General features: G+C 65.8%; 13 protein-coding genes. 11 read left to right on the forward strand and 2 right to left on the reverse strand.

Annotated elements, in window-relative coordinates:
- Positions 1-385: 385 nt before the first annotated feature.
- The 6 genes from A5740_RS03585 to A5740_RS03610 are packed head-to-tail and all read left to right on the forward strand — an operon-like array spanning position 386 to position 6442.
- The gene (locus tag A5740_RS03585; RefSeq protein WP_371454710.1) at positions 386-814 is read left to right on the forward strand and encodes a DapH/DapD/GlmU-related protein; all 429 of its coding nucleotides are present in this window, start codon (positions 386-388) and stop codon (positions 812-814) included.
- Positions 805-2049, forward strand: a complete 1245-nt coding sequence (locus tag A5740_RS03590; protein WP_076191559.1) for a WcaI family glycosyltransferase — start codon at positions 805-807, stop codon at positions 2047-2049. The genes A5740_RS03585 and A5740_RS03590 overlap by 10 nt, the downstream gene beginning before the upstream one ends.
- Positions 2046-3287: a hypothetical protein gene (locus tag A5740_RS03595; protein WP_139334905.1), complete on the forward strand. Its 1242-nt coding sequence runs from the start codon at positions 2046-2048 to the stop codon at positions 3285-3287. Before A5740_RS03590 ends, A5740_RS03595 begins: the two co-directional genes overlap by 4 nt.
- 1 nt (position 3288) lies before the next feature.
- Positions 3289-4653, forward strand: coding sequence for a hypothetical protein (locus tag A5740_RS03600; protein WP_139334906.1), 1365 nt, complete (start codon positions 3289-3291; stop codon positions 4651-4653).
- Entirely contained in the window at positions 4650-5816 is a 1167-nt protein-coding gene (locus A5740_RS03605; protein WP_139334907.1) for a glycosyltransferase, read from the forward strand. The genes A5740_RS03600 and A5740_RS03605 overlap by 4 nt, the downstream gene beginning before the upstream one ends.
- Positions 5813-6442: a YdcF family protein gene (locus A5740_RS03610; protein WP_254849067.1), complete on the forward strand. Its 630-nt coding sequence runs from the start codon at positions 5813-5815 to the stop codon at positions 6440-6442. The genes A5740_RS03605 and A5740_RS03610 overlap by 4 nt, the downstream gene beginning before the upstream one ends.
- 17 nt (positions 6443-6459) lie before the next feature.
- Here the strand turns inward: A5740_RS03610 and A5740_RS03615 are convergent, their stop codons facing one another.
- Positions 6460-6849, reverse strand: a complete 390-nt coding sequence (locus tag A5740_RS03615) for a hypothetical protein (protein WP_076191564.1) — start codon at positions 6847-6849, stop codon at positions 6460-6462.
- Complete coding sequence (locus A5740_RS03620) at positions 6846-7238, reverse strand: hypothetical protein (RefSeq protein ID WP_076191565.1); 393 nt, start codon at positions 7236-7238, stop codon at positions 6846-6848. Before A5740_RS03620 ends, A5740_RS03615 begins: the two co-directional genes overlap by 4 nt.
- 339 nt (positions 7239-7577) lie before the next feature.
- On the opposite strand from A5740_RS03620, the gene A5740_RS03625 reads away from it, so the two are divergent.
- The 5 genes from A5740_RS03625 to A5740_RS03645 are packed head-to-tail and all read left to right on the forward strand — an operon-like array spanning position 7578 to position 12523.
- Entirely contained in the window at positions 7578-9038 is a 1461-nt protein-coding gene (locus A5740_RS03625) for a sugar transferase (RefSeq protein WP_076191567.1), read from the forward strand.
- Positions 9039-9095: 57 nt separating this feature from the next.
- Positions 9096-10130 carry a GDP-mannose 4,6-dehydratase gene (gene gmd / locus A5740_RS03630; protein ID WP_076191569.1) on the forward strand — a complete coding sequence of 345 codons (1035 nt, stop codon included), beginning with the start codon at positions 9096-9098 and terminating at the stop codon, positions 10128-10130.
- A gap of 1 nt (position 10131) precedes the next feature.
- Positions 10132-11121 (forward strand): GDP-L-fucose synthase, encoded by a 990-nt coding sequence (locus tag A5740_RS03635; RefSeq protein ID WP_076191570.1) that lies wholly within the window; start codon positions 10132-10134, stop codon positions 11119-11121.
- A gap of 43 nt (positions 11122-11164) precedes the next feature.
- On the forward strand, positions 11165-11995 hold the full coding sequence (locus A5740_RS03640; RefSeq protein WP_076191572.1) for a biotin--[acetyl-CoA-carboxylase] ligase: 831 nt from the start codon (positions 11165-11167) through the stop codon (positions 11993-11995).
- 9 nt (positions 11996-12004) lie between these two features.
- Entirely contained in the window at positions 12005-12523 is a 519-nt protein-coding gene (locus A5740_RS03645; RefSeq protein ID WP_076191574.1) for a PH domain-containing protein, read from the forward strand.
- The last annotated feature ends 85 nt before the right edge of the window (positions 12524-12608 follow it).

The following is a 12608-nucleotide window of genomic DNA, read 5'->3' on the forward strand; positions in this document are numbered from 1 at the left end:
ATCCGGTTCAGTTGCGTAAGGTCGGTCTGCGTAAGGTCGGGGCGCCGGGGTCGAATCAGACCGGGTGTCGATGACCTGGACCAGCGACGGAGATCGTAGCCACACGTGCCGGTACGGCGCCGCTGGATGTCCACAAGCAAACATTGTCGGGTCGAGTTGCACAGCTACAACGTGATTCTCGCCATGGACGTCCGCGTGTCGCCCAAGTGACGGGAGCTTGCCACTGATCGCACCAACGTCAACACCCTCATCGATCGCGCCACCGCCGATCGGCAATCAATTCTCGCTCGCCGGTTTCACCGGCCGGGGTTACGACCGGGGCCGGAGCCTGCCGATACAGCTCGTCTGGTTACTCGTCTCGAGATCCGTGCTGTTCCGGTGGTGGATGCCGAACCGGTTACGGATTGCGGTACTTCGGGTATTCGGCGCCACGATCGGCCGCGGCACGCTCATTCGGCATGACGTGAAAATCCACTGGCCGTGGAAGCTTGAGGTCGGCGACAGTTCGTGGATCGGTGAAGACGTCTGGATTCTCAATCTCGAAAAGGTGACGATCGGCTCGAATTCGTGTGTCTCCCAAGGCGTGCTGCTGTGTACCGGAAGTCACGACCGCACCAGCGCCACATTCGAATTCGACAACGGTCCCATCGCGATCGGTGACCGGGTCTGGGTGGCCGCGCGCTCCACCGTGCTGCGCGGCGTGCACATCGGTGACGGGGCAACGATTGCCGCAACCACGCTCGTCACACACGACGTTCCGGCCGCCGCGACGGTGTTTCCGCCACGGGCGACGAGAGGGACGACATGCGGGTGACGATCGTCGGAATCAACTACGCGCCCGAAGTGACCGGGATCGCCCCGTACACAACAGGTATCGCCGAAGGCCTGGCCACCCGCGGGCACGATGTCACGGTGATCACCGGGGTGCCGCACTATCCCCAGTGGCGGGTCGCAGACCAGTACCGCGGCGTCCGGCGGCGCACCGAAAGTGCGGCGGGCGTGACCGTGCACCGGGTCGGGCATCACGTACCGACCGAGCACAGCAACCGCGGGCGGATCCGGATGGAAGCCTCGTTCGGTACGGCTGCCGCCACGCACAAGTGGGATGATCCCGACGTCGTCATCGTCATCAGTCCGGCGTTGCTTTCCGCCGCCGCAGTGGTGTTGCGGGCCAGGCTGTCCCGGGTGCCCGTCGGGGTGGTGGTGCAGGATGTCTACAGCAAGGGTGTGGTGGAGACCGGAGCCGCCGGAGGCCGCTCCGCAGCGGCGACCGCACGGCTGGAATCTGCGGTGTTGCGGATGGCGGACGCGGTGGCGGTGATTCACCCCCGCTTCGCCGACCCACTGGCGGAGATCGGGGTGGACACCGGTGACCTGGAGGTCATCCGCAATTGGACGCACATCGCCGATGAGGCCCCCGTGAGCGGACCGGCGGCCGTGCGGCAGAAGTTCGGGTGGCGGCCCGACGAAACCGTGGTGCTGCACACCGGCAACATGGGCGTGAAGCAGGGCCTGGAGAACGTCATCGCCGCAGCTGCCGTGGCCGAGAGCGGGCACCCTCACCGCGGCGGAATGCGATTCGTGCTGATCGGCGACGGCAACCAACGCGCCATGCTCGACGATCTGGCGCGGGACACACCGACCGTTCAGCTGATCGATCCGTTGCCGGGCGACGAGTTCCGTGCCGCCCTGTCCGCTGCGGACATCCTGCTCGTCAACGAGCGGGCCGGCGTGGGGGAGATGGCCGTGCCGAGCAAGTTGACGTCATACTTCATCGCGGGCAAGCCGATACTCGCGGCCACGGACCCGACGAGCGGAAGTGCCGACGAACTCCGGGCTTCCGGCGCCGGACTTGTCATTCCGCCCGGTGATCCGCACGCTCTGGTCGAGTCGGTGCGGCAGTTGGCCGGAGACGAGCAGAGTCGACAACAGTTCGCCGGCCGTGGCGCGGCGTATGCCCGGGAGCGTCTCAGCGCGTCGAATGCGGTTGCGCGGTATGAGAAGTGGATCACCGGTCTGGCGCACCGTCGGCGGGACAACGCGGCATGAGCGTGAAGGTGAGCCGTAACGACTGCTTCTACGCCGGGCAGTCGGCGACCTATCTGGTGGGTCCGCTGGAACGAGTACTCGACCCCCAGCAGCTCAAGGCACGCTTGCAGAGCATTGCCGCAGCGGGTCCGCAGCATCGGCTCGGCCTGCGGCCCAGCCGTGCGTCACGTCAGTGGGATTTCGACCCCGACTGTGGCGGGATCGTGGTCACTGCCGGGCCGATGCCGGATATGACCGATCCGGCCCGGGCGATGCTCGACCTGCTGGCCGACGGGCCCGCGGTGCCGCCGGCCACCGTGCACATTCACATCGCCGACCGCTGGCTGTTCCTCGACTTCGATCACGGACTGGGCGGGGGCCGGCTGTTCAGCGAGGTGATCGCCGCAGCCGGCGACGGTGGAACCGGATTCGCCGAACCGGCGCCCGCCACGGCGAGCCGCAACCCGGGTCTGCGCGCCCTGATGCACACCATCCGGACCCAACCGAGGCGACTGATCGGTGCGCTGGACGAGCCGTTTCGAAGTGGCGGCGCCGCTGTGGTCCCCACCGGGCAGTTCGATGACCGGGAAGCGCTGGCGTACAGGCGAAGTCAGCCCGGCTTCCTGGACCTGGTGCGGGCTTACCGTGACGGATACCTGCCGCGCGCGCCGCTGTCCGCCCTCATCCTCTCGGCGTTCATGCGGGCCCTGCACTCTTCCGGGATAACGCCGGAAGACGACGTCGCCCTGCTGGTGGATCTCGGCAGGTATCTGCCATCCGGAGTGGGCACGTTGTCGAATTTCGTGGGTGTCGCACCGATTCAGGTCGCAGCGCCGTACGAGGCGGGATCGATCGCCGCCGCCGTCCACGAGTACACCCACGGTTGTCGTGCCCTGGTCCGATACGGGATGGGTTACGCCGCACGGCTGCGGACCCGTCCCGCCGATCTGCCTCGGTGGCAGACCGGTAGCCGCCGCGCCCGGATCGTCGTCACAGACCACGCCAATTCGGCGGCAGGCAACAAGATTTCCTGGGCCCACACGTCGGACGGTCACCATTTCGTCCGCAAGGCGCCGGTGCGTTACTCGAATCAGATCTCGTTGGCCATCAACCGGGTCGGGTCCGAACTGCACCTCACCGCGTCGTACTACGCCGGAACCTTCGACCCGGCCACGATCGACGCCGCCCTGGCCGCCATCGTGGCGGACGACTCGCAATTGGTGCTCGCCGGAGCCAGCGGTGCGCGAAAGGGGCGGTGACATGGCCGCTGAGCTCACCCGGTCGCCGGGAGGGCGATCGACAGCGGTGGTCACCACCGCCGACCAAGTGCTCTCGAGCGCCAGCAATGCGTTGATGGTCTTTGCGGTAGCGCAAGTTTCACCGGCCGAACAGTTCGGCATCGTCGCCCTGCTCGTCACGGTCGCCACCACCTGGATCGGATTCAATCGAGGTGCGCTGGGTACTGCCCTGTTGCTCACCAGCAACATGCGCCGGGCGGAGATCTCGGTAGAAGGCGGGTACGCGACCAGCCTTTCGCTGGTGACGGCGGCCGTCGCCGGCGGAGTGTTGCTGGCCCTGTCCTCGGCATTCGGACAATTCTGGATCGGCCTGGCGTTCGCCGTCAGCATGGTCGGTGTCCTGGGCCAGGATGTGTTGCGATTCGTCGCCATCGCCCAGGGCCGGCCACTCGTCGCCGCGATCTGCGATGGGCTGTGGGCAGTCTGGATCGTGACGATCTACCTGATGAACCTCCTGACGTCCGGAGTCTCGGCGGCGGCCACGGTGTACCTGTGGGGCGCGGGTGGCCTGCTGTCTGCCCTGGCGCTCATGTCGGTGTTGGGCACTTACCCGCGCCGCCACCGTCTGACCGACTGGTGGCGAGAGTATGGCCGGGCCCGGTTGAGATTCGGAATTGTCTATGCGCTCAACCAGGTTGGGGCCAGCCTGGTGACATTGACCGTGACGGTGGTGGTGAGCGGCACGGCCGCGGCCGGCCTTCGCGGGGGTGCGACGTTGTTCGGCCCGATCGCGATGCTGGTGTCCGCGCTGCCGCTGGTGTTCGTCCCCCATGCCCGCCGGATGTCGTCCTCGGCCGATCAGCAGTGGCGTGTGCTCGTGAAAACCTCGATGCTCACATCGGGTCTCACCCTGCTGGCGGGCGTGTGCCTGGCCGCTGTCCCGGCGAAGCTCGGGTCGGTCATCCTCGGGGATACCTGGACGTATGCCAGTGCCCTTGTGGTCTATCTCGGGATCGAGTGCGCGGCGATGTGCTGGATGGTGAGTGTGTACAGCTTCTTCCAGGCGCAGGGCATGAGCACAACGGTATTGCGGGTCAAGCTGTTCCAGATCTGCCTTCAGCTCGGTCTCTGTCTGGGCGCCGGGGTGCTGGTGGGCACGGCAACCGGCGTCGCCATCGCACTGGCGGTCTCCGGCACCGTTGCGGCGCTGGTCGGTGTCACCTTGGTACGGCGCGCGGCCAGGCAGGCCACCGACATCGAGGCCGGACCACCGCGGCGCACCGACGGGACCGACATCCCCGCCGTTGCCGTCGCTCCGGGACGCGAACCGTGGCCGAGCATCGATGTGCTCGCGGCGGAGATGGTTGACGGCGGGAGTCGGCGGTGACGTCAGCGCTGCACGTCGTCACCCTGATCACGCCCGACGGTGCCTACGGCGGACCCGTCCGGGTGGCGTTCAACCAGGCCCGCCAACTGCGTGCGGATGGCCATCACGCCGTCGTGGCCGGTGCGGTCCGCGGTTACCGCGAGATCCCCACCCGCCTCGACGGTGTTCCGGTCCGGCTCAGCAAGGCGCGCACCGTGATTCCCATGCTCGGTTTCTCCGGACTCCTCGCCCCGGCCATGTTGCTGTGGATGGTGCGCCACCGCAAAACCTTCGACGTGGTCCATGTCCACCTGGCGCGCGACCTGATCACCCTGCCCGCCGCGCTGATCGCGCTGATGCTGCGCAAGCGGCTGATCGTGCAGACGCACGGGATGGTCGCCGACAGCGACCATCCGATTGCACCGCTCTTGGACCGCATTCTGGTCCGGCCCATTCTGCGCCGGGCGGCTGCCGTTCTCTACCTGACCGAGGCGGAGCGGGCGGCACTGCTGCGTGTGCAACCGGCGGCCGCGGTGCAGCATCTGCCCAACGGCGTCCCTGGCTACGAACCCGGTCCCGACGTGGGTGCCGACCGAGTTGCCGACAACGACGTGGAGGTGCTCTACCTGGCGCGGCTGCAGGCGCGAAAACGGCCCGCCCTGTTCGTGCGAGCGGCTACACGTCTGCTGGCGCAGGACTGCGCGGCCCGATTCACCCTGATCGGTCCCGACGAAGGCGAGGGCGCCGCCGTGCGTGCGGCGATATCACAGTCCGGTGCCGATGAGGACGCGATCGCCTGGGAGGGGGCACTGCCGCCCGAGCACACGACCGAGCGGATGGCCGCCGCGTCGGTTTACGTGCTGCCGTCGGTGGCCGAGCCCTTCCCGATGTCGGTGCTCGAGGCGATGTCCGTCGGTCTGCCCGTCGTGGTCACCGAAAGCTGCGGGCTCGCGAATGCAGTGCGCGACAGTGGGAGTGGCATCGTGGTCGACGAATCCGAGGAGGCGCTCGTCGAGGCGATCCACATGTTGATCGCCGATCGTGGGCTGCGCGAGCGGATGAGCGCCGCCGCGCGACGGACCGCGACCGAGGTGTTCAGCATGGCAGCCGTGGCCCGTGAACTTCTCACGTTGTACGCCGACGTTCGATCCGACGCCCGACAGGTGGACAGGCAGCCCGCGTGACAGACGAATCGAACGGCGACACTGCGACGGTCGCAGACAACGGACGGCGATGGCGGCGTCTCGCGCGTCGAGCACTGACGGTCATCGCCACCATTGTGATGGTGGGCCTACTGATCGTGGCAGGCACCGGAACCGTGGTGTTCCGTCATGCGGCACAGGATGATCTGCGTCATGCCGACGCCGTTTTCGTGCTCGGCGGCGAACACGACGGTCGTGAGGACTACGGTCTCCAGTTGGTGCGCGACGGAGTTGCACCGGTGCTGGTGCTGTCCAACCCGTACCGCGCCTCGGATCCGGTGATCCGGCGGGCGTGCGAAACCCGGGTGCGCGGTGTCGAAGTGCTGTGCGTGAAACCGAAACCCTCTACCACGCTGGGCGAGGCACTGCTGATCCGTCAGTTGGCCCGCGAAAGAGGTTGGAAGACAGTCGTGGTCGCATCGTGGCAGTACCACCTGCCCCGGGCTCGCTTCATCTTCCGGCGGTGCTTCTCGTCGTCGCCGGAATCCACGATCATGCGGGCGGTGCCCCGCGACTACCACCTGACCGCGGGCTCATGGGAATACACCTACCTGTACCAGTTCTTCGCACTGGGCAAGGCGGTCATGGAGTCGGGAAAGTGTGAATGAGCTCCACCGCCGCTCGGCTACCACTTCAACTTGTACTGCACACCGGCGAATACGTACACACTCAGATAACCCAGTAGGGCAAATGCGCTGCAATACAACCCGGTTATCGCCAGTGCCCGGCCCGCGCGCCGAATCGCCTGCCAGGTGTGGGTGCGGTCGCTGAAGGCGGCCATCGGTAGCAGCACGGTGGTGATGGGCGCGGCGGTCACCAACAGGCCCTCACCGACGAGCAGAAGGGCGGGCGGCGAGTCCGCCGTGGATTGCACCGCGGTGAGACAGCCCAAAAGCGCACACACCACGCAGTTGAACGCAGTGATGCGCCAGCGATCGGCATTTCGGTAGAGGTAGACCGCCGCCGGGGCACCGACCGCGGCCCCCAGGCCGACCAGCGCGAGATCGGTGATCATGAGTCACTATCCCCATGCGCAGTGCCGGGTAACGCCAATCCGGCACGTGCACCGGCACACAACCCCGCCAATATGCACACCGGTGTCAGCACAAGATAGGCGATCGTGGCAGAGGCCGGCTGGTCCATCGCCAGTGCGGTATATCCGCTGAGGCTGGCTGCCGCTCCGGCCAGCCCCATGACGAACCCGCGAACCTGGGTGCGGACCCGCCATGTGAGCACGGACCCGATGGCGGCACCGCAGACGGCGGCCACGATCAGCGTGACCAGCAAGAGCGCGCCAGGAGAGTGCCATATTTCGAATAACAGATGGCGGGCAACGGCTCCGGCTACCGCGCCCACGATCATCCACCGCAGCTGCCCATCGCCGGCAGAACCCGATCGCACCATCGGAATCAGGTTAACCACCAATCGGCCACCTGAGCGATCCGGGTTGTGCCGCCTCGTCGTTCGATACGGCCTTGCGCTGTTTGGATATGACATTGCGCTGTTTGGATATGACACTGCGCTGCCTAAACGTGAGAAACATCGCGTTGTTCGGCAGTATCGGAGCACCGGTGAGCCGACACTGTGGGCCGTCAACTGCTAGATTGCGAAACGTACCGCTTGATCGAATAGATGGCGCCTATGGCTGCGCGGTTTCTTGTCGTACTGATTGTCGCAATTGCGCTTTGAGTGGATTGTTGAGCATCGCTGCCGGCCATGGGCCGGAGAGGTGCACGATTCGGAATGACGGTCGTCACGATGCCGCGAGAAGTCTTCACCCGCACTCGCTGGCAGCGGCAATACCTGGTGAACATCTTCGTCACCGACGTCCTGGTGGTGTGCGCTGCGGTGATACTGGCGCAGTACGTCCGGTTCGGGCAGGCACCGGATCTGTCGAGCACCGATGGCTACATCACGGCGGTCTCGATTCTTTTTGCGGCCATCTGGCTGTTGGCCCTGTCGATCTGCCGCACGAGATCGACGCGGGTGATGGGGGCCGGTGCCGAGGAGTACAAACGGGTTGCCGCCGCCTCGTTTTGGACTTTCGGCGGGCTGGCGATCATCACGTTCCTGGTCCAACTTGAGGTGGCCCGCGGTTACCTGGCGGTGGCACTGCCGGCCGGCACCGTGGCATTGTGTCTGAGCAGGTGGCTGTGGCGCCGGTATCTGGCCAAGAAGCGGGCCGAGGGCCACTATCAGACGGCTGTCATGGCGATCGGCGACGCCGACGCGGTCAGTTATCTGGCACAGGAGCTGACTCGTGACCCGCGCAACGGATACGACGTTGTCGCAGTAGGTATCCCGGGCTATGGCGCGCCGCGCGGCGAGACGTTGCGAGTCGGAGATCGTGACATCCCGATCATGGGCGGCGAAGCCTATGCCCTCGACGACATCCGGGAATCCGGCGCCGACACCGTGGCCATCACCGGCACGGAGCATTTCGGTTACGACGGTATCCGGAAACTCATGTGGGACCTGGAGGCCATGGGAATTGATCTGGTGGTGTCGCCGGGTGTTATGGACGTATCCGGGGCGCGTCTGGAGATGCGGCCGGTGGCCGGATTCCCACTCGTTCACGTCGAAAAGCCGCAGTACGACGGCGCAAAGCGAATTGAGAAGCGGGCCTTCGATTTCCTGTTCGCGTTGTTCGCGCTGGTGATGTCGTCACCGATTCTCCTGGTCGCCGCGATCGCCATCAAACTCGACAGCCGCGGCTCGGTCTTCTACACCTCCGAACGCATCGGGATCGACGGTCAACCGTTCGCAATGTTGAAGTTCCGTACCATGGTTTCGGATGCCGACCGTCAGCTGGAGAGTCTGCAGCAGCTCAACGAGAGCTCAGGCGGTGTGCTCTTCAAGATCAAAGATGATCCGCGTATCACGTCGGTGGGCCGGATCTTGCGGCGGTACAGCATCGACGAGCTGCCTCAGTTCATCAACGTGCTCAGGCAGGAGATGAGCGTGGTCGGGCCTCGTCCTCCGCTGCGGCAGGAGGTCGAGACCTACGACGGCGACGTCCAACGCAGATTGTTGGTCAAGCCGGGAATCACCGGTCTGTGGCAGGTCAGCGGGCGATCGGACCTGTCCTGGCAGGAATCGGTGCGGCTGGATCTTTCCTATGTCGAAAACTGGTCGATGGTGGCCGATCTTGTCATCATCGCGAAAACCGTACGCGCGGTACTGCTGAGTGACGGGGCCTACTGACGCTCCGAAAGACCTACCGCCCAGCGCTTTTGTGCGTGCACAGAAAGGAATGTCGCAGTGACGCAGGCGAAGAAGAAAGCCTTGATCACCGGAATCACGGGACAGGACGGTTCTTATCTGGCCGAGCTCCTGCTCAACAAGGGCTACGAGGTGCACGGGCTGGTCCGCCGGTCCTCGTCCTTCAACACCGACCGGATCGATCATCTGTACGTCGATCCCCACGAGCCACATGCACAACTGTTTCTGCACTACGGTGACCTCAGCGACGGCGCCCGGTTGGTGACGCTGCTCAGCAGCATCGAACCCCACGAGGTCTACAACCTGGCCGCACAGTCACACGTGCGGGTCAGCTTCGACGAGCCTGAACATACCGGTGACACCACAGGAATCGGTTCGGCCCGGCTGTTGGAGGCGGTGCGAATCTCGAAGATTCCGTGCCGTTTCTATCAGGCCTCCAGTTCGGAGATGTTCGGCGCTTCGCCGCCTCCGCAGAACGAAGAGACGAACTTCTATCCGCGTTCGCCGTACGGTGCGGCGAAGGTCTACTCGTACTGGATGACCCGGAACTACCGCGAGGCCTACGGGATGTTCGCCGTCAACGGCATCTTGTTCAACCACGAGTCGCCGCGGCGGGGTGAAACTTTCGTGACCAGGAAGATCACCCGGGCGGCCGCGCGGATCAAAGCCGGTCTGGACGAACACCTTTACCTCGGCAACCTCGACGCGATCCGCGACTGGGGTTATGCCCCCGAGTACGTGGAAGGCATGTGGCGCACGTTGCAGGCCGACGAGCCTGGTGATTACGTGCTGGCCACCGGGGACAACTACACGGTGCGCGATTTTCTCGTCGCCGCCTTCGATCGTGCGGGCCTGGACTGGGAGAAGCATGTCCGCTTCGACGAGCGTTACCTGCGACCGACCGAGGTCGATGCGCTCATCGGCGACGCCGACAAGGCAGACCGGGTGCTCGGCTGGCGCCCGACGGTGCGGACGCCGCAGCTGGCCCAGATCATGGTGGACGCCGACATCGCCCGGCTGGAATGTCAGGGCAAGCCCTGGTGCGATACGCCGGCGCTGGCAGGCTGGAGCTGAGATGCCACCGAATGGAAAAGGCCACGAGGGGATTTCACTCGACCCGGCCGCTCCCACGTTCGTCGCGGGTCATCGCGGCATGGTGGGATCGGCGATTCACCGCAAACTCCGAGCGGAGGGTTTCAGTGATCTCATCGTGCGGTCGCGCACCGAACTCGATCTGACCGACCGAACGGCGACGTTCGAGTTTTTCGCCCGGTCGCAGCCACGCGTGGTGGTCCTGGCGGCAGCTCGGGTCGGCGGAATCCTGGCGAACAGCCAGGCGCCGGTGGACTTCATCTCCGAGAACCTGCGTATTCAGACCAATGTGCTGGACGCCGCGCTCCAACACGGCACCGAACGGCTGCTCTTCCTCGGATCATCGTGTATCTACCCGAAATTGGCACGGCAACCGATCACCGAGGACGCGCTGCTGACCGGCCCGCTCGAGCCGACCAATGACGCGTATGCGATCGCCAAGATCGCCGGCATCCTTCAGGTGCAGGCCGTCCGGCGCCAGTACGGCCTGCCGTGGATCTCGGCGATGCCGACGAACCTGTACGGGCCCGGCGACAACTTCTCCCCGGAAACCTCGCACGTGCTGCCGGCATTGATCCGCCGCTACGACGAAGCGCGCGAGAACGGTGAGCCCCAGGTGACGAACTGGGGGACCGGAACCGTGCGCCGCGAGTTCCTGCACGTCGACGACATGGCCTCGGCGTGTCTGCATCTGCTGCGACATTTCGACGGCCCGCAACAGGTCAACGTGGGTACCGGTGTCGATCACACGATCCAGGAAACCGCCGAGATGGTCGCGGCCGCAGTGGGATTCGACGGTGATACCGCCTGGGACACCGGCAAGCCCGACGGTACCCCACGAAAGTTGTTGGACATCAGCACGTTACGCGGCAGCGGCTGGCAGCCGTCGATCTCACTGCGGGACGGTATCGAGCAGACGGTGGACTGGTATCGGCACAATCGCGCCTCGGTCCGGCGGGTGGCGCTCACCTGAGGGCGGCCCGGTGCTCGCCGGGCTGCCCGTAAGCTGACCAGCGATGAACACGAGACCACCGTTGGATGTGACTGCACTGCGGGACGAGCCGGCCGGGGCGCCGGCGGCCTCGGGATGGCAGCGCATCGACGTCGTCGCAGAGACCGGATCCACCAACGCCGACCTCCTGGCCCGTGCGGCATCCGGCGAGGACATCGCCGGCGCGGTGTTGCTCGCCGAGTACCAGAAGGCCGGCCGGGGCCGGCACGGCCGGGCGTGGACGGCCCCGCCGCGCTCACAGGTGGTGGTCTCCTTCGGTGTGGATGCCGCCGCGGTGCCCGTCGACCGGTGGGGCTGGTTGCCCCTGGCCACCGGGCTCGCGATCGTCGACGCCGTCGGCGAGGTCACCGGTGTGCAGGTAGCCCTCAAATGGCCCAACGACGTCGTCGTCGACGGCGGCGACTCGTTGCGGAAACTGGCCGGCATCCTGGCCGAGGTGGCCTCCCCGGCACAGGTCATCGTCACCGGCCTCGGTCTCAACGTCACCCTGACCGCCGAGGAGGCACCCGATCCGCGGGCCATCTCCCTGGCCCAGTTGCAGGCCACCGACCTCAACCGCACCACGTTGGCCCGAGCGCTGCTCCGTCGCTTCGGGGATCGGGTCACCACCTGGCGCAGCACCGATCCGGCCGCCCACGAGCGTCTCGCCGCCGACTACCGCAGGCACAGCGTGACCATCGGCAGCCGGGTCCGCGCGATCCTGCCGGGCGACAACACCTTGGAGGGCACGGCGATCGACGTCGACGCACTCGGGCGCCTCATCATCGACACCGGCTCGGAACGCGTGACGGTGTCCGCTGGTGACATCACCCACCTGCGCGCCTCCGAGTCGTAGAGTGCTGCCGTGGGTTACCCGGACAATGTGCTGGCCAACGACGAGCAGGTGGTGCTGCACCGGCACCCGCACTGGAAGCGCCTGATCAGAGCGATCCTGGTGCTCATCCTGGCCACCGCGGCCTCGGCGTTCGTCGCTGCCGTGGTCAACACGATGGAATGGCAACCGACGGCCAAGAACGTGCTGTTCATCGTGATCGGGGCGATCTGGCTGATCGTGGTCGGCTGGCTGACCCTATGGCCGTTCCTGAACTGGTGGACCACCCACTTCGTCATCACCGACCGCCGCGTGATGTTCCGGCACGGTGTGCTGACCCGCTCGGGCATCGACATCCCGCTCGCGCGGATCAACAGTGTCGAGTTCCGCCACGGACTCACCGACCGGTTGCTGCGCACCGGCACCCTGATCATCGAATCGGCGTCGCAGGATCCCCTGGAATTCCACGACATTCCGCGCGTGGAACAGGTCCATTCACTGCTGTATCACGAGGTCTTCGACACCCTGGGATCCGAAGAATCACCCAGCTGACACCGGCGGCGAATGCGCGTTTGGCGCCTACCGTGCCGGGGCAACCTCCATGCGAGCACAACAGGCCAAGATCCTGAGGAGGAAC

Origin of the sequence: Mycobacterium sp. GA-1841, assembly GCF_001954135.1 — a bacterium.
Lineage (GTDB): Bacteria > Actinomycetota > Actinomycetes > Mycobacteriales > Mycobacteriaceae > Mycobacterium.

Excerpts from the sequence above, each read along its gene's own strand:
- A5740_RS03585 (WP_371454710.1), top strand. The coding sequence starts at position 386 with ATGCCGAACCGGTTACGGATTGCGGTACTTCGGGTATTCGGCGCCACG.
- A5740_RS03590 (WP_076191559.1), top strand. The coding sequence starts at position 805 with ATGCGGGTGACGATCGTCGGAATCAACTACGCGCCCGAAGTGACCGGG.
- A5740_RS03595 (WP_139334905.1), top strand. The coding sequence starts at position 2,046 with ATGAGCGTGAAGGTGAGCCGTAACGACTGCTTCTACGCCGGGCAGTCG.
- A5740_RS03600 (WP_139334906.1), top strand. The coding sequence starts at position 3,289 with ATGGCCGCTGAGCTCACCCGGTCGCCGGGAGGGCGATCGACAGCGGTG.
- A5740_RS03615 (WP_076191564.1), bottom strand. The coding sequence starts at position 6,849 with ATGATCACCGATCTCGCGCTGGTCGGCCTGGGGGCCGCGGTCGGTGCC.
- A5740_RS03620 (WP_076191565.1), bottom strand. The coding sequence starts at position 7,238 with ATGGTGCGATCGGGTTCTGCCGGCGATGGGCAGCTGCGGTGGATGATC.
- A5740_RS03625 (WP_076191567.1), top strand. The coding sequence starts at position 7,578 with ATGACGGTCGTCACGATGCCGCGAGAAGTCTTCACCCGCACTCGCTGG.
- A5740_RS03635 (WP_076191570.1), top strand. The coding sequence starts at position 10,132 with ATGCCACCGAATGGAAAAGGCCACGAGGGGATTTCACTCGACCCGGCC.
- A5740_RS03640 (WP_076191572.1), top strand. The coding sequence starts at position 11,165 with ATGAACACGAGACCACCGTTGGATGTGACTGCACTGCGGGACGAGCCG.